This is a genomic window from Rhizobium leguminosarum (assembly GCF_001679785.1).
GTDB classification, from domain to species: Bacteria; Pseudomonadota; Alphaproteobacteria; order Rhizobiales; family Rhizobiaceae; genus Rhizobium; species Rhizobium leguminosarum_R.
In genome coordinates this window covers 3109845-3133217 of sequence record NZ_CP016286.1, presented here as the reverse complement: position 1 = coordinate 3133217, position 23373 = coordinate 3109845, and the positions used below count along the sequence as shown (strand labels likewise).

Here is a 23373-nt window from a genome sequence, read left to right as displayed (position 1 = left end):
CTCCGCGGATGTGCGACAGATTGATACAAAGTGCGCGATCACTGACAAATCCATCAGACAAGTTCGCGCTAGATTTCGGTCGGACCGGTTCCTTCATCCCCCACAACCAAAGGACCGGGTTCTGGCCTGCTGCCGGTTTATCGGACACGAGGTTAAGCTAATCCCACCTTTGTTTCAAAGTCATTGGGGCTGAGATAGCCCAGTGTCGAGTGGCGACGCTTCGGGTTGTAGAAGCGCTCGATGTAATCGAACACATCGGCTCTGGCGTCATTCCTCGTGCGATAAACCTTCCGTGCCGTTCTCTCCGTTTTCAGTGAGGAGAAGAAGCTCTCCATTGCAGCGTTGTCCCAGACATTTCCAGAGCGGCTCATCGAGCAGGTGATGCCGTGATCTCCCATGAGGCGCTGGAACTGCTCGCTGGTATATTGGCTGCCCTGGTCGGAGTGATGCAGCAGAGCATCTGGTTTTCCTCGACGCCATATCGCCATGATCAGCGCATCTGTGACGAGTTGGGCTGTCATGTTGGCATTCATCGACCAGCCGACGACACGGCGTGAGAACAGGTCGATGACGGCTGCGACATACAGCCAGCCTTCCGCGGTCCAGATATAGGTGAAGTCAGCCACCCATTTCTGGTTCGGACGGTCTGCCACGAACTGGCGGTCCAGCACGTTAGGCATGATGACGGCACGGTCACCGGCATCCTTTGGCAAGCCACGCCGCCTCGGTCTTGCCCTGAGCGCATTCAAGCGCATCAGCCGCTCAATACGATGGAGGCCACAGGATAACCCTTCCTCCAGCACATCGTGCCAGACCCGTCGGGCACCATAGGTGCGGTCGCTGGACTGGAAACTCTGCTTGATCCTTTCCAGCAGGACCTCGTCATGGCGTGCATGTTCGCTCGGAGAACGATTGAACCAGGCGTGGAAACCTGAACGAGAAACTCCCAGCGCTTCACAGAGCCATGCCACCGGCCAGATCGAGCGGTGCTTTGCAACGAACGCGAACTTCATATCGCGTCCCTGGCAAAGTAGGCTGCGGCCTTTTTTAGGATATCGCGCTCTGCCTTCAGCTTTGCGACTTCACGACGGAGCCGCTCGATCTCAAGCTGCTCCGGCTTCATTTGCCCTTTTCCAGGAAAGGATTGGCTGGGATCGTCGCCGTATTCCCGAACCCATTTGCGCAACACATTCTCGTGGACATCAAGATCACGGGCAGCCTGCGCAACGGCAACCCCACGCTCCCTGACCAGCTTCACCGCCTCAAGCTTGTACTCGCGGCTGAATATTCGTCTTTGCATTCATGCTCTCCGGTTTCAGGAGGAACACCTTAACCTCGTGTCCATGAAACCGGCAGCAGGCCATTCCCCCGCATCGGCAGCCTGACCCCACGGTTGCCGATGCCCCCTTCAAGACGAAACAAACCTGCCGTTGCTCCGAACTTCGAGAGGATCTGATATGAACGAGATGGTAGCCATCACTCCGCTTCCTGCACCCGTCCAAGCGAGGATGTCGGACGATCCGTCAGAGATTTTGCGCTTTGCCGTTGAGTGCTTCGACCGAGGAGAGGTCGCGATCGCAACACTCGTCGACATTCGAGGCGGCGCGGCTCGTTCTCTGGGTTCGCTGGTTGCGGTCGCTGTTGACGGCAGCTACTGCGGCTATGTCTCCGGCGGCTGCGTGGAGGCTGCGGTTGCTTTCGACGCACTCCTTGCGATTGCCGAGGGTCGGGATCGGACTATGATGTTCGGCCAGGGCTCTCCCTTCTTCGACATAGCCCTGCCGTGCGGCGGCGGCATCACCGTTGCAATCCATGTCTTGCGCGACATTTCGGCGATCCGGCTTGTCCTCGAACGCCTGGAACGGAGGCAGCCGGTTGGCCTTCGTTATGCGCCGTCCCATCAGTCTCTCGTGGCCGTGGATCCGCCTGTTCAATCGGGTTGGTTCGAAGACGAGTTTCTGTCGGTATACCTTCCGCGAACCCGCATCCTGATTTCGGGTCGTTCGCTCGAGGCGCGGGCCACGGCGCGGTGTGCAAATATCCTGGGGTACGATGTGATCCGGATCGAGAACGGCAACCCCCACTATGTCGCGAGAATGATCGACGCCTTCACGGCCGTGGTGCTTTTGCATCATGATCTCGAGGCTGAAGCGCCGCTACTCGGACTGGCGCTCAGTTCGCCGGCATTCTACATCGGTGCCTTGGGCAGCATGAAAACGCACAGCAGGCGTGTCGAAATGCTGACGAGATCTGGTTTTGCCGGGACCGACATCGATCGCATCAAGGCACCGATCGGGCTGTTCGGCCCGGCGCGCGACGCGACCTCCCTTGCCCTTTCGGTGCTCGCCGACATTGCCGCGATGAGGCAAGGCATCCGTGAGTCGTAAGGCCATTGACACCAAACTCGCCCCTGTACTCGCGGGCACACCTTCTTTGCCCTGTTCGACCGTCTGTCGGTATGGAAGCTCGCCGCGATAGAAATTGCCGATAGTCAGATCTGCTGTTCCATCTCCATCATGCTGTTGGCTGCAGGCACGGACGAGGGATGATCCGGTCACGATTGCAGCCGGCCGACACGAACGACACCATGCAGTTGGAGTCGCCGCCGGCACCCTCGGACGCCGCGGGCATTGCGAGGCGGCAGCCCGCGTTGAGCGGGTCGCTCGGTTCTCGCAAGGTCAACGTTTCAGGCTGAATTTGACCGCTTGTCCTGGGTAGTGATCAAGCAATTACAAGGAATCTCCTGTTTTTGTGCTGTCGCACGGATCTTGCGATCCCTTCCGAAAGTTCTTAGGTCACCCGAGGTCTTTGCATTCTGCAAACTCCGTGCTCGAGAGACCGACATGATCCTCACCCTCACAGGCGTTAGAAAATCCTATTCCACTGCCGAGGGCCGGATCGAAATCCTGAAGGGAATCGATCTGGAAGTCGCTGCGGGGGAAAGTGTTGCGCTCACCGGAGAGTCCGGCAGTGGCAAAAGCACATTGCTGCATCTGGCAGGCGGGCTCGACCGTGCAGACAGCGGCTCGGTCGTGATGGATGGCAACGATCTGGCGCTATTTGCAGAAACCGAACGAGCCCGATACCGGAGAACGAGGGTCGGCCTGGTTTTTCAACAGTTTAACCTCATCCCATCCCTGAGCGTTGCAGCCAACATATCGTTCCACGCCAAGCTTGCAAACCGGTACGATCAGGCTTGGGAAAAGCAGTTGGTCGAGAAACTGGGGCTGGAGGAATATACCTACCGATATCCCGAGCAGCTTTCCGGAGGCCAACAGCAGCGCGTTGCCATCGGGAGAACCTTGGCTGCTCGACCCCCTCTCATCCTTGCGGACGAGCCAACCGGCAACCTGGATGAGCAGACGGGCGATGCCGTCCTCGATCTGATGCTCAATCTCGCCCGGACAGTGGGATCGGCTCTGCTTCTCGTCACTCACTCCACGAGGCTTGCTGCTCGTCTGGACCGAACGGTGGTCCTTCGCGGTGGGAAGATTGCCGAATGAACGTCGTTGCATTCGCAGCCCTGCTGTCACACTGGCGTCGGAGACCTCTCCAGCTTCTGACGCTGGTCATGGGGATTGCGCTTGCGACAGCGCTCTGGTCCGGTGTTCAGGCTATCAACGCCGAGGCGAGAGCGAGCTATACCCGGGCAGCATCAGTTCTTGAGCAAGGCAACCTCCGGCAGATCGTTGCCAAGGACGGTGACGGCATAGCGACTGAGGTCTATGGCGGCCTGCGTCGAGCGGGTCTGAATGTTTCGCCCGTGATTGAGGGCAGCTACCGCTTCGGAAGCATAAGGGTCCGTTTGGTCGGCATCGAGCCTTTGACGATGCCAAGGGACACCCAGAATGCGACGATCGCCAGCGGTTCAGATCTATCCGCCTTCTTTTCAGCCAGCGGACAGTTGCTCGTGTCGAGCGCAACTGCCGAGCGGCTTCGTGGCACCACGAACATGAGCATCAAAATCAATGGCAACGTTCCCGACGGCGCTGCCTTCGTCGATATAGCGGTCGCCGATCGATTGCTCGAGAAGCACGGAAAAATCGACCGCCTGGTGGTCGCAGGCGATCAAAAGATTTCCGCCGAAGCAATCGATCAGGCGAGATTGGCGATCCGCGAACCGGCGGAACAACCAAACGTCGCTCGCCTCACCGACAGCTTTCACCTCAACTTGACCGCCTTCGGGTTCCTATCGTTCATCGTCGGGCTCTTCATCGTGTATTCGGCCACCGGCCTGAGCTTCGAGCAGCGTCGAGGCACTTTTCGTACACTTCGATCGCTTGGTGTCTCTCTTCGAGCATTGACCACGATGCTCCTGATCGAGCTTTCGATGCTGGCGCTGATATCCGGCTTGATCGGCGTCATACTCGGCTACGTCATTGCGTGGCTTCTGATGCCGGGTGTCGCCGCGACCCTCAGGGGCCTCTATGGCGCGAGTGTGTCAGGCTCGCTTTCCATTCGGCCGGAATGGTGGTTGGCTGGACTGGCAATTGCTCTCGGAGGAACCGCTGTCTCGTCATCTCAGAGCCTGTGGCGGGTTTGGAAGCTGCCGATTTTGGCTGCCGCCCAGCCGCGGGCGTGGGCGAGACAATCCGCCGGGTTCCTTGCCTATCAGGCGGGAACCGGCGGGTTTCTGCTGATCCTGGCGGCTGCCCTTGCGATAACTGCGTCCGGGCTGGTAGCGGGCTTTGCGGTTCTTGGCTGCCTGCTTCTGGGAACAGCTCTGATACTGCCTGGACTTCTTGCGGTCATCCTGACCGCAGCGCAGCGAACGGCGCGGAGCGCCCTCATGGAATGGTTCTGGGCAGACACCCGCATACAGCTTCCCGGCCTGTCACTGGCTTTGATGGCTCTGCTACTGGCATTGTCGGCGAACATCGGCGTCGGCACGATGGTATCCAGTTTCCGGTTGACGTTCATCGGCTGGCTGGATCAACGGCTGGCCGCCGAGCTTTACGTGACGGCCAAGGACGAGGAGGAAGCTGCACGGCTCCGTGCTTGGCTTCCGCAACGCTCGACGGCAGTCCTGCCGATCTGGAGCGTGGACGGCGAGGTGCTTGGCGAACAGATCCAGATCTTTGGTGTCGCGGACGATCCAACTTACCGAGAGCACTGGCCCTTGATCGCTTCCGACAATGACGTTTGGGATAAGGTCGCTGCCGGTCAGGGCGCTCTCATCAACGAACAGATGTGGCGTCGCGGCGCAAGTAAGATCGGCCAGCCATTGGTCATGCCTGGAGGTTGGAGTGTAACCGTTGCCGGTGTGTACTCAGACTATGGGAACCCGAATGGGCAAGTGATCGTCGGGATCAATAACCTGGTCGATCATTACCCCGATGTCCCCAAACTTCGCTACGGTGTCCGTGTGGCTCCCGAGCGAGCTCAGGATCTCAAGCGCCAGTTGGTCGAGGAATTTGGTCTGTCGGATACCGCGATCGTTGACCAGGCTTCGCTCAAGCGACAATCGAGAGCGATCTTCGACCAGACATTCAAGGTGACGAGCGCGTTAAACGTCCTCACCCTTGCTGTGGCAGGATTTGCCATGTTCTCAAGTCTTCTGACACTGTCCGGTATTCGGCTTCCTCAGCTCGCGCCAGTGTGGGCCATGGGTGTACGGCGACGGGATCTAGCGCTTTATGAAGTTGCCCGGACACTTGCGCTCTGGTTCACAACATTTGTGGCGGCCGTCCCGGTCGGTCTTGCCCTGGCGTGGGTCCTGGTTGCGATTGTCAACGTGGAGGCCTTCGGTTGGCGATTGCCAATGACGGTGTTTCCAATGGATTGGCTTTGGCTGGGAGCAACCGCTTTCATAGCGGCATCGCTGTCGGTGCTGATACCGGTTCGTCGTCTCGCCTCGATTAATCCTACGGACCTGCTGAGGATTTTCGCCAATGAACGTTAGAAAGTTGGCGTCCATCCTGATGACGGCGGCTATGATTTGCGTCAGCGGTCAGGCGTTCGCACAGGGCTTCGCCGGATTGGGATCGGATGCGCAAGGTTTCGCGATCCCGGAGCGTCGCAATGGTCTTTCTTTCCCCGCCGACCATGGCGCTCATCCTGATTACCGGATTGAGTGGTGGTATGTGACCGCCAATCTCAATGGTGATGATGGCAAGCAATATGGTGCGCAGTGGACGCTGTTTCGCTCTGCGCTGGCTCCGGGAAACAAGACAGGTTTCGCAGATCCGCAAGTCTGGATCGGGCATGCAGCGATCACCACCCAGGGCCATCACTACGTTGCGGAGCGCTTGGGCCGGGGAGGCGTCGGGCAGTCGGGCGTTCAGGCAACGCCATTTCGCGCGTGGATAGACGACTGGCGGATGGAGGACGTCGAGCAAAGCGGCTCGGACACCTTTGGCAGCCTTTCAGCCTTCGCCGGCGGGCCGGACTTCAGCTATACCTTAGACCTCAAGGCCAATGGGCCGCTCGTTCTTCAGGGTGATAAAGGCTTTTCGGTAAAGTCGGCGAACGAACAGGCGAGCTATTACTACTCGCAGCCTTTTTATGAGGTGGCGGGGACGATCACGACGTCCGGATCGCCGGTTAAGGTCACCGGCAAAGCTTGGCTGGACCGGGAGTGGTCGTCGCAACCACTTGCGTCCAATCAGACGGGCTGGGACTGGTTCTCACTCCACCTGAATTCCGGCGAGAAGCTGATGGCTTTTCGCCTTCGTGACGACAAGAACGGGTTCATCTCCGCGAACTGGATATCCGCGGACGGGCGAACGACACCTCTGTCGAAAGACGACATCCAACTGGAGCCAACTCGGAACGCAACCGTCTATGGCCGCCAAATGCCGGTAGAGTGGCGTATACGCGTGCCGGGTAAGTCGCTCGATATCACGACCAAACCGTTGAACGACCAGTCCTGGATGGCGACCTCGACGCCTTATTGGGAGGGGCCGATCAACTTCACTGGCTCTACGTCAGGTGTCGGATATCTTGAGATGACCGGGTACTAGAGCGGTTCAGCTTTTAACGGAAGCGCAGAACCGCTCTATCCTTTTGTTTTTACGCAATTCCGGACGGAAAACCGCTTCGCACTTTTCCAAATTCCTACAGGATCGATCGGCGTCTGGCCTATTCAGTAAGCGTCCGGTGGTGTGTTGATCAGCGTTTCAGGGTTGATCCGTCTGAATGGATCGGGCGGCCAAGCATTGACGAAGGTCCTGAAGCGGTCGATGAGGCTCTTGTTCGCCGGCGTGTCGGTATCGGCGAGCTGTTGTACGACGGCGAGCTCGTGCGAAGAGCATGATCGTAGCCGCCACTCGGCGCCTCATAGATTTTCTCTGGTGGCGCAGGTGTCTTCGAAGGCATGGGCCTAGCGTTCGCCATTGGCGATCGCATCTTTGATCAGCGGCACAGCCGACCCTCCAGCGCCAGGCCCGATGAACTGGATCCCGTGAGCACGGTGTGGATCTTGTAGGCCGTCGATCATCTAAGACCTCAGGATTTCAACCGTCGCGCGTCGTGCGGGAGAGATCATCAGCCGGATCACTTCTCGTTCAAAAAATGTTGCGCTGCAATATGCTTCGGGGCTCTTTTTTTGCTCTCGTCTTGTCCTTTATTGTGCACGTGCGAACAGATCGCTTCTGCAACCCGCCGGACGAGAGACATTCCTCCAGTGTCCGGCCAGAAAGAGGATCCGAACATGGGTGATCTCCTGAAAGGCATCTCCAGTTTTCGCGGCGCCGTATTCCCGACCCATTCGGCGCTTTACCGCAAACTCGCTCGCGAAGGTCAGCAGCCCCATGCCCTGATGATATCTTGCGCCGACAGCCGCGTGATGCCGGAAACGATAACGCAGTCCGGCCCCGGCGATCTCTTCGTCTGCCGCAATGCAGGCAATATCGTTCCCCCCTTCTCGACCCTCAATGGTGGGGTCTCTTCCGCGATCGAATACGCCATTCTGGCGCTCGGCGTCAGTGACATTGTCGTCTGCGGTCACTCCGATTGCGGGGCGATGAAAGGGCTGTGCCACCCACAAATGCTGGAACCAATGCCCAATGTCGCAGCCTGGCTGCGGCACAGTCACGCCGCTTATTCGATTGTTTGCAAAGCCTATCCCGACGACCTTTCCGACGCTGAGCGTGTGCGTGCGGTAGCGATGGAAAATGTTGTCGTACAGATTGACCACCTGAAGACCCATCCATCAGTGGCGGCAAAGCTCGCGACCAGCGAAATCACACTCCACGGCTGGTTCTTCGACATCGAGACGGGTGAGGTCCAGGTCTATGACGGGGTTCTGGCCAGGTTTACGGAGGTACAGGAGGGGGAGCCGCTGCCGGTCGCCTTCACAGGGCGAGGCCATCCGCATGTCATGCCGCGGATTGCCGCAGCGCTTGCAGGGGAGTAGTGCCATGACAAACACCGGCTCTGTTTCACGCGACCTCGCTTCGTCTCTCGTGGTTTTCCTCGTTGCTATTCCGCTCTGCCTGGGCATTGCGATCGCATCGGGGGTGCCCGCGGCCATGGGGCTGATCTCCGGCATCGTAGGTGGCATCGTTGTCGGCCTGCTGGCGGGGTCGCCTCTACAGGTCTCCGGACCTGCCGCCGGTCTTGCCGTGATCGTCTTTGGCTTCGTCGAACAGCATGGCATTGCCATGCTCGGTCCTGTGCTGCTCGTTGTCGGACTTCTGCAGATCGTGGCGGGTTTCCTGAGAATCGGCTCCTGGTTCAGAGCGATTTCTCCGGCGGTGGTTCATGGGATGCTGGCCGGCATCGGCATTTTGATCATCCTGGGACAGATCCATGTTCTCATGGGTGCCAAGCCCGCAGCAGGTGGCATAGAGAACGTCACCGCCATCGACGAGAGCGTCAGCCGGTTAACGGGCACCAATGTCACCAACGAGGCCGTCGCACTGTTGGTCGGCCTCATCGCTCTTCTTGCGATGGTGTGTTGGGAGAAATTCCGCCCAAAATCACTGTCGCTGGTCCCGGGAGCTCTTGTCGGTGTTGCTGCCGCTACAATCTTGACAACCACGCTTGAACTCCCGATCGCCCGGGTGGACGTGCCCGCCTCTCTAGTTGACAGCATATCCTTTCCGACGGCCGGGAATTTCGCCCAGCTTGTGCAGCCGGGCATTATTTTAATGACGTTGATGATTGCCGTCATTGCAAGCGCCGAAACGCTTCTTTCCGCGGCCGCCGTCGACCGAATGCACGATGGAGAACGTACCCGCTTCAACAAGGAACTATTCGCCCAAGGCGTCGGTAACGGCCTTTGTGGATTGCTCGGGGCATTGCCGATCACGGGTGTCATTGTTCGATCATCGGCCAATATCCAGGCTGGAGCTCGCACGCGCACCTCGGCAATATTGCATGGCGTTTGGATCCTGGCCCTGGTGGCGCTTTTACCGGGCGTGCTGGCAATGGTGCCCTTGACGGCGCTCGCCGCTGTACTCCTGGTCACTGGCTGGAGGCTGATCAGTCTCCACCATGTGCGTCACTTGTTCGAGCACCATGGTCTCGTACCGGTCGGAATCTGGGCAATGACGGTGGCCATGGTCGTCCTACAGGATTTGCTGGTCGGCGTGGCGCTCGGCCTTGCGCTGTCGATTCTGGAAATTCTCCCCTATCTGCGCCGAAAGCTTGTGATTAGGCATGCTGAGGTCGATAACGAAATTCATGTCCGTTTGCGCGGAGCGGTCACCTGCAAAGACGTGCCGGCGCTACTCAGCACGTTCGAAGGGCTACCCGACGGCCGCAAAGTCAATATCATCGGCAAACACCTGTTTTACATGGATCACACCAGCGCTGAGACGATTAGCGAATGGCTCCGGCGCGAGACGAAATCTGGCCGAATCGTCGAGATCCACCCGCCCCGGGCTGCCCGACATCCCCGCCTGAAGCCGCTGTTTGACCGATTCTCAGCCGAAGCCGCCTGAACCTGCGAGGAGGGCAGCTCCATTGCTCTCCCGCCGCTCATCCTTAAACGCAGACGTCGTCAGCCGGACGAAGATATCTGACAGCCGTCGCGCTCATACCTCAAACCTTGAGAAAAGCCAGGCGGTCATCTGTGCGGCCGGGTGCGATTTCGAGGATGTCGGCGGTAACGACATCTTCCACAACAAAGGGGTCTTGCTGAACGCGTGTTTCCAGATCGGCGCGGGAGGTATTATGGGCGAAAACCGCCCCGCCTGCGCTTGGCTGAACGCTTCCGCTAAGGAGGAAAATGCCCTCGTCGAAGCCTGTTTTGAGCCAAGCATTGTGCCCCTCCATCAAAGCAGGCGCTTTGGCCTTGTTGGCAGAGAATTTGAGTGTAAGACGAACATAGGCGACCCCTCAGGAATTCTGGACGAAACGGTTTCTACTTGGGTGATGACGTGCGCTGCGCTGCCAGCCATTGGCACATGTCTTCAACCTCACGGCGCACGAACGCCTCATCGCGAAACGCGGTCGCGAGCGCGGCCACACCTTGGCTGCGCATGAGAATGTGCATGGCGAGTTCATCGGCGCCGGTGTCGTGGCCGATGTCTCTAAACTGGCGCGACAGCCAGCCGCGGAACAAAGTGAACAGCTCAGCCGCTCTGTTCTTGGCAACATGATCGAGCTTGGCGAGTTCATTGCATAGCGTTCCGACGGGGCAGCCATGGGCCATGATCTTTGCCTGGTTCATGATGAGGATGTTGATGAAGCTGCTGATGCGGTCGGTCGGCGTTTTCCCCTCAACCTCCCACGCATCGAGCATTGCCCTTGTCTTTGAAAGGCGATGGGCGATCACGGCTTCGAGAAGCTCGTCCTTGGTCTTGAAGTGATAGTAGAAGTTTCCACGCGAAAGCCCCACGACCGCCGCGATGTCTGCGAAGGACGTCGCCTCGAAACCTCGCTCGTAGAAGAGCTTGTCGGCTGCTTCAACAATCTGCTGTCGCGTAGTCGTGGTGACCAAATTCCGGCTCCTCTGAATGCGCTTTGCCGAAACCGCCCTCACTTTTTTAGGACGATTGACCTAGAGCCATTTAGGACATTTGACCTACAAAGATCAAGATTTTTTTGGGGCGGAATCCATAGTTGCGAGAGTATAGCTGTTGAACAGCTCAGCCGATTGACGCTCCCCTTGAGAGCAGCACGTTGAAGACTGTGGTGGCTTAGACGCGGACGATTATCTGCGGCTGCGCTTGTCTGCCCGCGGGCATGTTATGCCGGTGTCCCCGGCCGGTTCCGTTACCTGCTCTACCAGGCTTCAACCGTCGCTGGAATTGTGAGGACGGATGACAATTTATTTCTGAAGCGGTTCTTCAGGTTTCAATGAGTATTCAACCGTTCGAGATGGGCCGAGTTTGGTCATTCGCTGCGAAGTTGACCAAGGGATCAAGTGCGATCCTGCCGCCGCCGTACACCACAAGGGTCAGCGCCATGGCGGCCCATGGAAGATGGAAGTTGGCCCAGCCGTCCGGAATAGTGAGCTGGATCACTGCCGTCATCGCGAGCAGGCCAAGAGCCGCATAGCGGGTGAAAAGCCCCAGCACCAGCAGGACGGGCAGGGCAAGTTCGGCAATCCCGGCCGCGGCCGCCATCGCCAACGGCATAGGGTAGGAGAATTGGCTGCCGAAGATGTGCAGCTTGAATTCCTGTTCGAACAGAAATCTGGCGCCGGTCGAGAGTGTCAGGAAGCCGTCCCACTTCGTCAGCCCCGATTTGAAGAACGGGATTGCCAGGCCGATGCGCAGCGCCAGCAGCGGCAGTGACTGTGGAATTAATGCGAGCAGGTGTTCGGCGCGATGGTGAAGCGAGACAAGTGCTACGCCGAGACCGCGGGAGGAAGCACGTTCGATGGTCATGGAAGTTCTCCTTCAACAGGTTCAAAGGCGCTGAATACGCCAAGGCCGATCAGACCGATCAAAGCCGATCCGAAATCGAAATCGGGCGCGGCGGCGAATGCCGTCTGCGCCGCCTCGCCGAGGGTCGCCCCCTCAAGGAGGGAGGCCGCAAACGCCGCGTCCCGTGGAGGTAGGACATGTACCTCGACGTGCATTGCCGGCCGCACGACCAGCACCGCTTCGGGATGCCACTCGGCTACCGTTGCCACGGTCTCGCTCTGGTGGGCGCTCCAGATGGCGCCGGCCGGAAAGTCCGACCGCACGAGCCGGGCCGAGGGATGCGGAACGAGCGCCATGTCGGAAATTCGTTCTGGCGCCACGCTGGCAAGTGCGGTGACGTCGAGCGGTAGGCTATCCGCCGCATGATAGGCCCGCGTCCAGGCAACCTCGATCCGGGCGATATCGGGAAGGTAAGGGAGAGAAGCGGCGGGCGGAAACGCTGCGACGAAATCCGGGAAATCATCACCATAGTGCATGATCAGCGGCGAGGCCGGCTTATGATCTGCGGCATAGGCACGGGCCATGCCGGCGAAGAAGTCGGAGCCGACGAGCCGCTTCGTCACTGGAAAGCGCTGGCCGAGTGCCGTCGTCAGCCCGACATAGAGATTGTTGCGGTAGACGGCGAAGCGCGATGAATCGGTCACGCCGCGGGCGGTAGTGATGCCTTGCGGAGGCGGCCAATCCGGATGCAGCAGGGCGGCCGCGAAGGCATCCTGGCTTTCGGTGAGACCCATGGTCATGCCGCCCGGGTGGCGCCGCGATCCAGGACCGCGGCGGCCAGCATGGCATCGGCGCGAACTGCTTCGGCGTGAAGGGTGGCAAAATCCGGGATGTCGTTGTCCCACTCGATCAATGTCGGCAGGGGGGCTCTCCGGGACAACGTGTGTCGGTAAAGCTCCACAACATCGGTTCTGACGGTGCTGCCATGGGCGTCGATCAGCAGCCGGTCACCCACGCTGTCGACGGTTTCGTCATAGCCGGCCAGGTGGATTTCACCAACCAGTTCGATCGGGAAACGGTCGATATAGGCGACCGGATCGAGACGGTGGTTTACAGCCGAAACCATGACATTGTTGACATCGAGCAGCAGCCCGCATTCGGTTCGGCTTACGATTTCGGCCAGGAAATCCACTTCGTCTATGGTGCTCTCGGAAAACAACAGGTAGGTCGAGGGGTTTTCGAGCAACATTTGCCGGCCGAGCCATTGTTGGGTCTCATCGACATGGTCGACGACCCGAGCCAAGGTTTCGGGCGTATAGGGCAACGGCAGGAGGTCGTTGAGGAATCCGGTCTCGTGGGTCGACCAGGCCAGATGTTCCGAAAAGCTCTGTGGCCGGTAACGGTCGATGAGGCCGCGAAGTCGCTTCAGATGTTCTCTGTCGAGGTCGCGCGCTGCACCGATCGACAGGCCTACGCCATGGAGCGAGAGCGGATAGAGATCGGCGACGGCCTCGAGATAGCGGTGCGGCGGCCCGCCAGCACCCATGTAGTTTTCGGCATGAATCTCGAAAAAGCCGACATCCGGCCTATTGGCGAGAATGGTTTCGTAATGCTCCGGCTTGAGGCTGAGGCCGGCGCGTGGCGGCAAGGCGGTGGCGCGGCTTGCGGAAGCGGTCATTGCTGTTCTCCCTGTATCGACGGATAAGTCGGAGGCCCGGCCAAACCGGGCCTCCGGGTCGGGGGTCAACCCTTCATGGGCTCCAGCATGCCTTTATGGCCATTGACATTCATCGAGGTGCAGGTGCCGGCGGGGACGGCCTTCCAGGCATTTCCCTGATAGTCGACCGTCGAGGTGCCTGCGCAGGTGGTGCCGGGGCCGGCGGCGCAATCGTTCTGACCCTTCAGTGCGATGCCATAGCATTTCTCGTTGCCGACCATCTTTTCCGGCGCCAGCGGTGCGGCGAAGGAAACGGATGCGATTGCCGATGCGAGCGAGCCGGCGAGGGCGAGGGTGAGCGTGGAACGGTTCATGGATGATCTCCTCTTGAAGTCCGCAGGCCGGTGATCGGCTGCGTAACCACCTATTCGATGGTAAGAGCCCCGACGTTACGCTTTGCCGCGAACACAAGTTCGTGAGCGCTGGCGGCTTACGGGCTCGCAAACCGGGTGAGGGAAGTTTCGCCGGTTCAAACCAGCTCTGCGCGTCATAGCGGACAGTGCGGATGGCAAAGGAAAGAGAGTTTAGTCCATAACACGTCGAGGGGACGGGCATCGCGCCAGAGCGCCTTGGCCTTCCCTTCGCGTCATTCGTTGAGACCGCTTTCGGCGAAGCACCGTGGAACAGCAGCATCTGGATCTGGATTGCCGGACATTTTCCCGCCGCATCGTCGCCGAAAGCAAAGCGTTGCTACGCCAGGAATGTATATCAAGGAGGGCCGGTTTTGTGATCGCCCATCCCGGCGTAGAGCATCATGCGATGCAGCACCTCTTTAAGAGTGAACTTGCTCACAGACGATATTGCAAGTCTCCGTGCCATCAGGCCCCGCAACCAAATTCCAAGATACACATACCCAAAAGCCCGCCTCGTGCGGGCTTTTTGCGTTGGTGCGCCAGGCATGGCGCGTGGTGCGTGAGCACCGTTTGGCCGGGGTGGTATCCGGCCGATGACTTGGAGGTGAGAGTCCTCTGCGGGCCCTGGTGATGGGAACCGCTAGCCGAACAGCGAGGGCGTCGTCGCGAGGCGAGGTCTGAAGGAAGCTGCAGGCAAATTGCCGGCCTGACGAACAGGAAGCGCATATGAGGCGTCCGCATCCGGGCGAGGGGGCCAACGCACCCGAAGCCCGATATCACCCAGAGGGTGCGGGCGTAGATGCGACAGGTATATGGCACGAAGGTCACGCGTCTTACCCTGGGAGGTCTGCCGACCTGCCTCTGGAAACAGATGTGCTACCGGCGTCGCAAGGCGTCGGGATGGGGCGGCAGAAGTCAGCAGACGCCGTAGTAGCCGGACCAACCGGTGAAGGGCTGAACATGTCGACGGAGGCCGGACCGCTTTTCCGACCGCCTTGAGCAGATGCCTCGCAAGAGGGCCTAGCCGGAGGTAGCGGGCGGAACCCGCGAGACAAGGCTGGGCGCTTGTAGGGCGGCGGGCACTGGGGACCATGAACCGAGCGCGACATGAACCGCCGTGTACGGAACCGTACGCACGGTGGTGTGGGAGGAGGGACGCCGCAAGGCTCCCTCCTACCCGATCCAAAAGTGGGTCGAGGCAGGCATCCAGGATGCAGTAATCCGGATCCTTCAGTTCAATTCATTCCGGGGCAGGAATTCTGCTGCCTGTATTGTATCCAAGGCGCTCGCTGTCTCCCTGAAGTAAGGCAGGGTTTCCCAGAGGCTGCGATCGCCGACGATATAGAGTGGAGGGAGGTTCAGTCGAAAAAGCCCGCATCCTCTTCGCTGAGATATCTCCTGGCCCCTTCAGCATCGATATCAAGGCCAAGCCCCGGCGTTTCCAGTAGGTCCACCATGCTGTCCTTCACGATCTGCGGCGGCAAGCCGATTACCAGGTCCTCCCACCAGGGGTCGGAGGCGGTCGGATATTCGAAGGCGATATAATTTGCCGGCAACGTGGCGCAGACATTGATCAATGCGCCGAGGCCCAGTAAGCCGTTAGCGGTGCCGTGCTGAGCCATCAGGATCGAGTGCATGTAGGCGTGCTCGGCGACCCATTTGAGCTCGGCAATGCCGCCAACATCGGCTGGGTCGGGGCCGATGACGCGTACTGCCTGCGTCTCGATCAGTTCCTTGAAATTGTGCCGCAGGTAGATCTGCTCACCAGTGTGAATTGGCGTCGAGGTGGAAGTCGTCAGTTCCCGATAGGCCTGCGGATTGACCCACGGCACGTAGTCGCCGGTCAGCATGTCCTCGAGCCACATCAAATTGTACTTCTCGACCGCGCGAGCGAACTTGATCGCATCGGGCAGCATCCAACCCGGCCCGCAGTCGAGCGCCAGGCTGACTTTGTCGCCCAGCACTTCCTTCATCGCGATCACGCAGTCGAGCATGTGATTGAAACCGCGCTCGCTGATCATGCCCTGATCCATGGCACCGTGATAGCCTGCCTTCTTCTGCGTCACGCCGTAGTGGAAGTCCTCGAAAGTGTCCTTCATGTTGGAGTGGAAGGAGATTCCTTGCTTGACCATGAAGAAGTTCTGCGGCTGCTCCATCATCCATTTCACGTCGGCGGCGTAATCCTCCGGCCGGTCGCCCGTACGTTCCTGGCGAATCGAACCATTGTAGACGCGCACCTTGTCCCGCACCTTGCCGCCGAGCAATTTATAGACGGGCACGCCCGCGGCCTTGCCCGCAATATCCCACAGCGCATGCTCAATAGCGCTGACCGCCGCGCCGTACGGCTTGAAAGAGCCGCGTTGACGGATCTTCAACATTGCTCTTTCGACGTCGGTCGGGTCCTCGCCGATCAGCGCCTCGCGGAAATGCAGCACCCAGGGCTTGAGGTAGGTCTTGGTGAATTCGACTTCGCCCAAGCCATAGAGGCCCTCGTCCGTGACGATGCGGACGATCGGATGTCTGCCGATGACGGCGCAGCGGAGATCGGTGATCTTCATCTTCGTTCTTTTCGCCTCAGCTCCAGGTGCGATCCCAGGAATACTCATCGTCCCAGTGATCCGTAGGCAGCCAGATGCCGCTGACACCCGGCTGCAGATGCTGCGAGATCACCTCGTCGACGACGTCGTCAATCCCCAGGCCCGGCTTGTCCGAAACAGTGATGAAGCCGTCCTTCACCAGCGGCTTGGGAAGGCCGGTGACGATATCGTCCCACCAGTCGACATCGGCGGAATGGTATTCGAGCGCCATGAAATTTTCAGTCGCGGTCGCGACATGTGCCGCGGCCATTGCTGCGATTGGACTTTCTGCCATGTGGATGGCCATGGCGACACCCCGGTCCTGCGCCATGTCGCCGATCTTCTTGGTCTCGAGGATGCCCCCGCTGGTGAGCAGGTCCGGGTGGATAACGGAGACGCCGCCGCTCTTGAGCAGAGGCTCGAAGCCTTCCTTGAGGTATATGTCCTCGCCAGTGCAGATCGGCACTGTGGTGGCGTCCTGCAGTTGTCGGTATTGATCGGTATACTGCCACGGGATCACATCCTCGAGCCAGGCTGGCACGTATTTTTCAATTCGCCTGGCAAGGCGGATGCCGTTCTGCATCGAGATATGGCCGATATGGTCGATTGCGAGCGGCACTTCCATGCCGATGACCTCACGAACCTCGGCAATGTATTGCTCAAGGAAGTCGAGGCCCTTGTCGGAAAAGTGGAGGCCGGTAAATGGGTGTGGGACGTTATGCAAATCGTATGCAGCGTTGCGGACGCGCCGCTCTTCAATGGTCTTCAACGGTCCGCGGCCGGGGTGGTCGCGGTAGCCTTCAAGTGAGCCGGCAGGAGACACGACCGCCCCGGGCACATCCGCGATCTGCATCAGCCCCAGATCCATCTTGAGGAAGGTGAAGCCGAGCTCCATGCGCTGCTTGAGGCGTTTGCCGGTCTCGGTGCCACTCGGCACGGTGGCGTCGGTATCGCAATAGACCCGCACTTTCTCCCGAAAACGGCCGCCGAGCATCTGGTAGACGGGGACGCCATAGGCCTTGCCGGCAAGATCCCACAACGCGATTTCAACCGCCGATACGCCGCCGCCTTGCCGGCCGTGCCCGCCGAATTGCTTGATTCGGCGAAACAGTCGATCGATGTTGCAAGGGTTCTCGCCAAGCAACCGGCTCTTCAGCATCAGCGCATAGGTGGCGCTGGCACCGTCGCGCACCTCGCCAAGCCCGACGATGCCCTGATTGGTGTAAATCTTAAGCAGCACCGAGGCGAACGGAGCGCCGGTAATTTCGGCTACCCGCATGTCGGTGATGCGAAGGTCGGACGGCTTGGAATGCGTGTTCACACGATTCAGCGCCTCGTCGGCTCCATCTGCCTCTAGCATGGTTTATCCTCGTTTTAGTCCGCGGGGCTGCCGCCGCCCACGCTGGGGCGGCGTAGGGCGTTGCTAGTCGAGCTCTATCTCGTGGCTTTGAAGGTAGTCGCGGTTCATTTCAACGCCGAGACCAGGCTTAGGCGTAAGCTTGAGGCTGCCGTTCGAGACATCGAGTGGCCTGTCGATGAGGTGATCGTATTTGCCCAGGTTCCACTCCGACGTTTCGAGCTTGTAGAAGTTAGGAACGGTCATCATCACCTGCGCTCCCGCAACCACGTTGATCGGCCCTGCCGCGTCATGCGGCGAGACGGGGATGTAGTAGGCTTCGCATAGGGCAGAAATCTTCTTGAGTTCGGTAATGCCGCCGGTCCATGTGACATCAGGCATGATGTAATCAGCCAGTCTGTTTTCGAGCACCGCCACGAAATCCCATTTCGTATGGCCGCGCTCGCCCCACGAGATAGCGGCGCTGACCTTTTCACGGACCTGTCTAAGCGCATTGAGGCTCTCCGGTGGACAGGGCTCCTCGAACCAGTCGATCTGACCGGCTTCCTCGAGGCTCCGACAAAGGCGAATGGCGGTGGGAACGTCGAAGCGGCCATGCGCATCGATGAGGATGTCGACATCAGAGCCCGCCGTTTCGCGGATCAGAGCCGTGAGTTCGGCAGCTTCACGCTCATCCTTGCGGGTCATGCTGCCATCGAAGTAGCCGTCGCGCTGTTCGCGAGGCTGTCCGTCGGCGGTGCGGCCTTGTTGGGGGAAAGGATCGAACTTGAGCGCAGTGTGGCCGGACTCGACGATGTCTCGAATTTCGCGGACAACAGCCTCATTGCTGGTAAATTTAGCCTGGTTTGGGTGGGTGTAGAGCGCGATTTCATCGCGTACCGGCCCGCCCAACAACTCGTAAATCGGCTTACCCAAGACTTTGCCTTGGATGTCCCAGAGGGCTATGTCAATGGCGCTCACGCATTCGACCGCGGCGCCGCGACTGCCCATGTAGGTGAAGCTGCGGAATATCTTGTGCCACAGATACTCGATACGCGCCGGGTTCTCGCCTGTCACAGCGGCACCGATCTGCCTCAGGATCGTGCAGAGGGCGCGATTGGCGAGCCTCGTCGTGGTGGTGATCTCTCCCCAGCCGCTCACCCCCTCATCGGTCGTTACTTCGACGAACAGAAACTCTCCCCAATAAGAAGCATCGGACTTGATGAGCCACGGCCGAACGCTGGTGATTTTCATCTCAACTGCCCTTATCCGAGGTGGTCGGCATAGCGATATTCCCGGCCAGGTATTCTATCCTGCCCGAGCGGCGTTACGTGCACGCATGTGTTCGAGGATGTGCCGGCCAGAGCCTTCGACATGGCGTGCAATGAGTTCGCCTGCCTCGTTCGCATTTCCCGCCTTTACATGCGCGATGAGCTCGCGATGCTCGCTAAGGATCGCGGCACGCCGGGCGAGCGTGAAGTTGAAACGCCGGCTCACGGCTCGAAGCACTTCGCGATGCTTCCACCAAAGCTCGGCGGCATGGCGGTTGTAGTGCCTTTGGTACATTACGGTGTGAAAGGCGGTGTCCAACTCGCTGTGCCTGAACGTGTCGGCGAAGTTGTTCTCTTCGATCAAGCCTTGGATGCGTTCGAGTTCAGCAATGTCCTCGACGGTGGCCATATTCACGAACCATCGCGTCAGGGCCGGCTCGATCAAGACTCCTATCTCGTAGATGTCCCGAACAAAATCCTGATCTATGGGCCGGACGCGCGCTCCGCGGTTGGGAAAGAAGGTGACAAAGCCCTCACCGCGCAACAGTTGCAGAGCCTCGCGCACGGGGTTGGTCGAGGTGCCGTGGCGCCGGGCGAGATCGGTGACCACAAGCCGCTCGTTGGCAGCGAGCCGCCCTTCGATGATGTCGTCCCTGATCAATTGATAAAGCGAGGCGCCCTCGCTGGAGGCCCCGATAGCGTCAATGCCTTCTGGTGGTTGCGCTTTAAATTCGCTTGTCTCGGCCAAGGCTATCCCCATTCAATACATACATTGCTCCGATATCACGCGAGATTTCTCTAAACAATGTACGATTTCTCTTATTGACAGGAAATCTGCGATCTGAAAACGTATGATGAGGTCAAAGGGATACATTGGGTGGAAAGTCCCGCGGCCGGGGAGCAAAGACCGCTCGCTTCGACGCAGAGCGGCATGGGAGAACCTGGAGGATACCCTATGACGAGGATTTCACTCGGCGGTGCCGTCCTGCGCGGCACTGTCTCGACTGCTTTGATGGTATCATTGATGTCTGCGTCTGCGCTGGGGGCGCCGGTCGACTTGAGCAAATGGTCGCCGCAATATGTGCGCTCCATTGCCGGTACAGAGAACTTTGACACGGCAGCTGATTGCGGCAAGGTTACCCCTCTCGACTACAAGGGGCGGCTGACTTTCTGGTATCAGGGCGTGTTCGAGGGCGACCCCGACCTGCTGCGCCAGTATTACAAGGAGTTCTTCGAGACCTTCCGCAAGACCTATCCAAACATTCAGCTTGAGGAACAAGCCCTCACCTATAACGACCTCTTGGACAAGTTCCGGACCGCGCTCTTGGGCAATGCAGCGCCCATGGCGGTCCGCCTGCAAATCCTGGGCGGCACCGAGTTCGCCTCAAAGGGATATTTGGAGCCGCTCAAACCTGAGGATGTAGGGTATTCGACCGAGGATTTCTGGCCCGGCGCAATGAAGGCTGTAACCTGGGAGGACGTCACCTACGGCATTCCAACCAACAATGAGACGATGGCGTTCATCTGGAACGCCGACATCTTCAAGCGTGCAGGCCTCGATCCGGACAAGGCTCCGGCAACCTGGGACGACGTCGTCAAGTATTCCAAGCAGATCCACGACAAGCTCGGCATTGCCGGTTACGGGCTCGTGGCTCGCAAGAATGCCGGCAATACGCCGTACCGCTTCATGCCGCAGCTGTGGGCCTATGGGGGCGGCGTCTTCGACGAGGCCACCGCCGACCCGACCTATAAGAAGGTCGAGCTCGATAGCCCGCAGAGCAAAGCGGCATTGCAAGCCTCCTACGATATGTATGTTCGCGACAAGTCGGTTCCGGTTTCGGCGCTCACCAACCAGCAGGCCGACAACCAGCCCCTCTTCCTGGCTGGCCAGCTCGGCATGATGATCTCGCACCCGTCCGACTACAACGTCATGCTCGACCTGCAGAAAAAGGCGACGGCCACCGACAAGGACAAGGCGCAGACCGTGATCGACAACATGCGCTATGGCTTGATTCCGACTGGCCCCGACGGCAAGCGTGCCGTCGTGTTTGGCGGCTCCAACATTCACATCCTGAAGCCCGAATATGTCGAAGGCGGCAAGGTAGACGAGCCGGCGGCAAAAGCTATCATCTGCATGTGGACAAGCCCCGAATGGTCACTGAAGATGGCTTATGCCGGCTCGAACCCGGGAAACCTCAACGGCTTCAAGACAAAATGGATGAAGGAACGCCTGGACACCATCAAGTTCCTTGATGTCACGACCTCGATGCTACCTTACGGCATCCCGTTCCCGGCACTGCCACAGTCCCCCGAGATCATGAACATCATCGTCCCGGACATGCTCCAGAATGCTCTGACTGGGGCCATGACCGTCGACCAGGCAGCAGACGATGCGGCCAAGAAGGTCAAAGACCTGATGGACGGTGGGCTCTAGTCCAAGTCCGACGATCTGACCGGCTGCACATCGATCGCAGCCGGTTTTGTTCCCAAGGATGAGGGCTCTGCACGGTGACGATCTTGACTGGGAAGGCCGAGGTTCCCCGACGACTGCGACCTCATAGGTCCGGAGTGCTGCGAAAGGTCTGGGAGCATCGCGCTGACTACGCGTACGTGCTTCCTGCGATCGCCGTGATGCTCATCGTCATAGCCTACCCCATCTATTACACGATCGAGCTGTCGTTCTTCAATACACCGCCTGGTCTGCAGCTTCGGGACAAGATTTTCGTCGGTCTCGACAACTACACCGCCATCCTCAAAAGTCCGGTGTTCTGGACGGTTACCTCGAACACTCTTATCTGGACAGCGGGATCGACTTTCATCGCATTTGTCCTGGGGTTCGCTTGCGCCCTCGCACTTCATCGTGACTTCGCCGGCCGCGCCATCCTGCGCGCCATCCTGATCATTCCCTGGGTCATCAGCGCGGTTGCCGCGTCCTATATCTGGAAATGGATCTACCATTCGGACTTTGGGATCATTGGCTCAGTGCTGGTTGGCCTGGGATTGAGCGACCGGCCGCCGAATTTCATCGACAGCGTCAGTACGGTGTTGCCCTCGCTGATCGTCGTGAATATCTGGCGAGAATTTCCGTTCGCCATGATCATGATGATGGCTGGCCTGCAGACGGTTCCCGACCAATTGCTGCGCGCCGCAAAAGTCGACGGAGCCAATGCATGGCAGCGGTTCTGGCACGTCACCTTTCCGCACTTGAGAAACGTCTCGACGGTCACGGTCCTTCTGCTGGCAGTGGCCAACTTCAATTCTTTCATCATCCCCTGGATCATGACCGGCGGCGGGCCGTCGAATGCATCGCATATCTGGATCACTCACATTTACGAACTCGCCTTCGGCCGCCAGCGCTGGGGGGTGGCATCGGCCTATTCGGTGCTGCTGTTCCTGATCCTGATGTCGCTCGGCTACTTCTACGTTCGTGCGCTGAGCGGCAACGACCAGAAAGACGGGAGCCAATGAGCACGATTGTCGAGACTGCTCAAGGCCAGGCGCGTCGCCGTATGCGCATCGATGGATGGCGGTGGGGCGGACGCATCTTCCTTGTGTTCATGCTGCTTTACACCGCATTACCGATGATTTGGATGCTGATCACCTCGATCAAGTCCGGCTTCGCGGCCATGCAATTCCCGCCGCAATGGTGGCCGGACCAACCCACTCTTGCCAGCTACCAGAAGCTGCTCGATCCGCAAAACAGCGTCGGTCAGGACTTCCTTCGTTTCTTCTGGAACAGCCTTTTCGTCTCCACTGCTACTACCATTCTTTCGGTGATCGTGGCGGTTCCTGCGGCCTACGCGTTTTCACGCTTCACCTTCCCAGGCCGGAACTTTCTGTTCTTCGCCGTCTTGCTTCGCAACATGTTCCCGGCGGTGATCTTTCTCGTGCCGCTCTTCATCCTGATGCGCGCGATTGGGCTGGTGAACACCCATAGCTCGCTCATCCTCACTTACCTCACATTCGGCCTGCCGCTGGCAATCTGGCTCCTCAAGGGCTTCTACGACAACATCCCGGTGCAACTCGAGCAGGCCGCGCGCATCGATGGGGCAACGCGGTTACAGGCCTTTCTCCTGATCGTGATGCCGCTCTCGGCGCCAGGAATCATTGCCACAGCCATCTATTCGTTCATCGGCGCGTGGAACGAGTACATCTACGCCTACACCTTCCTCTCCAAGAACGACCAGTTGACACTGCCGGTCGGCATTCAGCGCTTCTTCTCAGAAAATACGACGGATTTTCCCGGCCTGATGGCGGCCAGCTTTATGATGAGCGTGCCCGTCGTGGTCCTGTTCCTCGTCCTGCAACGATACTTCGTACGCGCCCTCACAGAGGGCGCAGTCGAGCACTAGGGAGTTGCC

20 protein-coding genes are annotated in these 23373 nt (G+C 59.2%); 9 read left to right on the top strand and 11 right to left on the bottom strand.

What is annotated here, in order from left to right; all coding sequences use genetic code 11:
- Positions 1–152: 152 nt before the first annotated feature.
- Positions 153–1300 (bottom strand): IS3 family transposase gene (locus BA011_RS15500; RefSeq protein ID WP_130718853.1). Its coding sequence is split into 2 segments (ribosomal slippage): positions 153–1051 and positions 1051–1300, totalling 1149 coding nucleotides; the frame shifts between segments, so codons are not numbered across the junction.
- Positions 1301–1457: 157 nt separating this feature from the next.
- Here BA011_RS15500 and BA011_RS15490 point away from each other — a divergent pair.
- From BA011_RS15490 to BA011_RS15465, 6 genes are all read left to right on the top strand, one after another.
- Positions 1458–2387: an XdhC family protein gene (locus BA011_RS15490; RefSeq protein WP_065281115.1), complete on the top strand. Its 930-nt coding sequence runs from the start codon at positions 1458–1460 to the stop codon at positions 2385–2387.
- Positions 2388–2843: 456 nt separating this feature from the next.
- A complete protein-coding gene (locus tag BA011_RS15485) occupies positions 2844–3503 on the top strand; it encodes an ABC transporter ATP-binding protein (RefSeq protein WP_065281114.1) in 660 nt (219 codons plus the stop codon).
- The gene (locus BA011_RS15480; RefSeq protein WP_065281113.1) at positions 3500–5902 is read left to right on the top strand and encodes an FtsX-like permease family protein; all 2403 of its coding nucleotides are present in this window, start codon (positions 3500–3502) and stop codon (positions 5900–5902) included. The genes BA011_RS15485 and BA011_RS15480 overlap by 4 nt, the downstream gene beginning before the upstream one ends.
- Positions 5892–6962: a lipocalin-like domain-containing protein gene (locus tag BA011_RS15475; protein ID WP_065281112.1), complete on the top strand. Its 1071-nt coding sequence runs from the start codon at positions 5892–5894 to the stop codon at positions 6960–6962. The genes BA011_RS15480 and BA011_RS15475 overlap by 11 nt, the downstream gene beginning before the upstream one ends.
- Positions 6963–7651: 689 nt before the next feature.
- Positions 7652–8356 carry a carbonic anhydrase gene (locus tag BA011_RS15470; RefSeq protein WP_065282558.1) on the top strand — a complete coding sequence of 235 codons (705 nt, stop codon included), beginning with the start codon at positions 7652–7654 and terminating at the stop codon, positions 8354–8356.
- A 4-nt stretch (positions 8357–8360) separates the two neighbouring features.
- Complete coding sequence (locus BA011_RS15465) at positions 8361–9887, top strand: SulP family inorganic anion transporter (protein WP_065281111.1); 1527 nt, start codon at positions 8361–8363, stop codon at positions 9885–9887.
- A gap of 100 nt (positions 9888–9987) precedes the next feature.
- Here BA011_RS15465 and BA011_RS15460 read toward each other — a convergent pair whose 3' ends face one another.
- The 10 genes from BA011_RS15460 to BA011_RS15415 form a co-directional block, all read right to left on the bottom strand.
- Positions 9988–10221, bottom strand: a complete 234-nt coding sequence (locus tag BA011_RS15460; protein WP_065281110.1) for a YciI family protein — start codon at positions 10219–10221, stop codon at positions 9988–9990.
- An 88-nt stretch (positions 10222–10309) separates the two neighbouring features.
- On the bottom strand, positions 10310–10888 hold the full coding sequence (locus BA011_RS15455) for a TetR/AcrR family transcriptional regulator (RefSeq protein WP_065281109.1): 579 nt from the start codon (positions 10886–10888) through the stop codon (positions 10310–10312).
- A 367-nt stretch (positions 10889–11255) separates the two neighbouring features.
- On the bottom strand, positions 11256–11780 hold the full coding sequence (locus BA011_RS15450) for a DoxX family protein (RefSeq protein ID WP_065281108.1): 525 nt from the start codon (positions 11778–11780) through the stop codon (positions 11256–11258).
- Positions 11777–12559, bottom strand: a complete 783-nt coding sequence (locus BA011_RS15445; protein ID WP_151343482.1) for a DNA-binding domain-containing protein — start codon at positions 12557–12559, stop codon at positions 11777–11779. Before BA011_RS15445 ends, BA011_RS15450 begins: the two co-directional genes overlap by 4 nt.
- Positions 12556–13437: a DUF692 domain-containing protein gene (locus BA011_RS15440; protein WP_065281106.1), complete on the bottom strand. Its 882-nt coding sequence runs from the start codon at positions 13435–13437 to the stop codon at positions 12556–12558. The genes BA011_RS15445 and BA011_RS15440 overlap by 4 nt, the downstream gene beginning before the upstream one ends.
- A gap of 65 nt (positions 13438–13502) precedes the next feature.
- Entirely contained in the window at positions 13503–13790 is a 288-nt protein-coding gene (locus tag BA011_RS15435; RefSeq protein ID WP_017961871.1) for a DUF2282 domain-containing protein, read from the bottom strand.
- A gap of 1397 nt (positions 13791–15187) precedes the next feature.
- Positions 15188–16387, bottom strand: coding sequence for a mandelate racemase/muconate lactonizing enzyme family protein (locus tag BA011_RS15430; protein ID WP_065281105.1), 1200 nt, complete (start codon positions 16385–16387; stop codon positions 15188–15190).
- Positions 16388–16403: 16 nt separating this feature from the next.
- On the bottom strand, positions 16404–17765 hold the full coding sequence (locus BA011_RS15425; protein WP_065281104.1) for a mandelate racemase/muconate lactonizing enzyme family protein: 1362 nt from the start codon (positions 17763–17765) through the stop codon (positions 16404–16406).
- A 63-nt stretch (positions 17766–17828) separates the two neighbouring features.
- Entirely contained in the window at positions 17829–18995 is a 1167-nt protein-coding gene (locus BA011_RS15420; RefSeq protein WP_065281103.1) for a mandelate racemase/muconate lactonizing enzyme family protein, read from the bottom strand.
- Positions 18996–19049: 54 nt separating this feature from the next.
- Complete coding sequence (locus tag BA011_RS15415; RefSeq protein ID WP_065281102.1) at positions 19050–19760, bottom strand: GntR family transcriptional regulator; 711 nt, start codon at positions 19758–19760, stop codon at positions 19050–19052.
- Between the two features lie 207 nt (positions 19761–19967).
- On the opposite strand from BA011_RS15415, the gene BA011_RS15410 reads away from it, so the two are divergent.
- The 3 genes from BA011_RS15410 (at position 19968) to BA011_RS15400 (ending at position 23364) form a co-directional block, all read left to right on the top strand.
- Positions 19968–21446: an ABC transporter substrate-binding protein gene (locus BA011_RS15410; RefSeq protein ID WP_065281101.1), complete on the top strand. Its 1479-nt coding sequence runs from the start codon at positions 19968–19970 to the stop codon at positions 21444–21446.
- Between the two features lie 74 nt (positions 21447–21520).
- Positions 21521–22480, top strand: a complete 960-nt coding sequence (locus BA011_RS15405) for a carbohydrate ABC transporter permease (RefSeq protein ID WP_151343481.1) — start codon at positions 21521–21523, stop codon at positions 22478–22480.
- A complete protein-coding gene (locus BA011_RS15400) occupies positions 22477–23364 on the top strand; it encodes a carbohydrate ABC transporter permease (protein ID WP_065281099.1) in 888 nt (295 codons plus the stop codon). Before BA011_RS15405 ends, BA011_RS15400 begins: the two co-directional genes overlap by 4 nt.
- Positions 23365–23373: the final 9 nt, after the last annotated feature.

What these genes read in the sequence shown, in the direction of transcription:
- BA011_RS15490 (WP_065281115.1), top strand. Translation starts at nt 1,458, where the DNA reads ATGAACGAGATGGTAGCCATCACTCCGCTTCCTGCACCCGTCCAAGCG.
- BA011_RS15485 (WP_065281114.1), top strand. Translation starts at nt 2,844, where the DNA reads ATGATCCTCACCCTCACAGGCGTTAGAAAATCCTATTCCACTGCCGAG.
- BA011_RS15480 (WP_065281113.1), top strand. Translation starts at nt 3,500, where the DNA reads ATGAACGTCGTTGCATTCGCAGCCCTGCTGTCACACTGGCGTCGGAGA.
- BA011_RS15475 (WP_065281112.1), top strand. Translation starts at nt 5,892, where the DNA reads ATGAACGTTAGAAAGTTGGCGTCCATCCTGATGACGGCGGCTATGATT.
- BA011_RS15470 (WP_065282558.1), top strand. Translation starts at nt 7,652, where the DNA reads ATGGGTGATCTCCTGAAAGGCATCTCCAGTTTTCGCGGCGCCGTATTC.
- BA011_RS15465 (WP_065281111.1), top strand. Translation starts at nt 8,361, where the DNA reads ATGACAAACACCGGCTCTGTTTCACGCGACCTCGCTTCGTCTCTCGTG.
- BA011_RS15460 (WP_065281110.1), bottom strand. Translation starts at nt 10,221, where the DNA reads ATGGAGGGGCACAATGCTTGGCTCAAAACAGGCTTCGACGAGGGCATT.
- BA011_RS15450 (WP_065281108.1), bottom strand. Translation starts at nt 11,780, where the DNA reads ATGACCATCGAACGTGCTTCCTCCCGCGGTCTCGGCGTAGCACTTGTC.
- BA011_RS15445 (WP_151343482.1), bottom strand. Translation starts at nt 12,559, where the DNA reads ATGACCATGGGTCTCACCGAAAGCCAGGATGCCTTCGCGGCCGCCCTG.
- BA011_RS15440 (WP_065281106.1), bottom strand. Translation starts at nt 13,437, where the DNA reads ATGACCGCTTCCGCAAGCCGCGCCACCGCCTTGCCGCCACGCGCCGGC.
- BA011_RS15435 (WP_017961871.1), bottom strand. Translation starts at nt 13,790, where the DNA reads ATGAACCGTTCCACGCTCACCCTCGCCCTCGCCGGCTCGCTCGCATCG.
- BA011_RS15430 (WP_065281105.1), bottom strand. Translation starts at nt 16,387, where the DNA reads ATGAAGATCACCGATCTCCGCTGCGCCGTCATCGGCAGACATCCGATC.
- BA011_RS15425 (WP_065281104.1), bottom strand. Translation starts at nt 17,765, where the DNA reads ATGCTAGAGGCAGATGGAGCCGACGAGGCGCTGAATCGTGTGAACACG.
- BA011_RS15420 (WP_065281103.1), bottom strand. Translation starts at nt 18,995, where the DNA reads ATGAAAATCACCAGCGTTCGGCCGTGGCTCATCAAGTCCGATGCTTCT.
- BA011_RS15410 (WP_065281101.1), top strand. Translation starts at nt 19,968, where the DNA reads ATGACGAGGATTTCACTCGGCGGTGCCGTCCTGCGCGGCACTGTCTCG.
- BA011_RS15400 (WP_065281099.1), top strand. Translation starts at nt 22,477, where the DNA reads ATGAGCACGATTGTCGAGACTGCTCAAGGCCAGGCGCGTCGCCGTATG.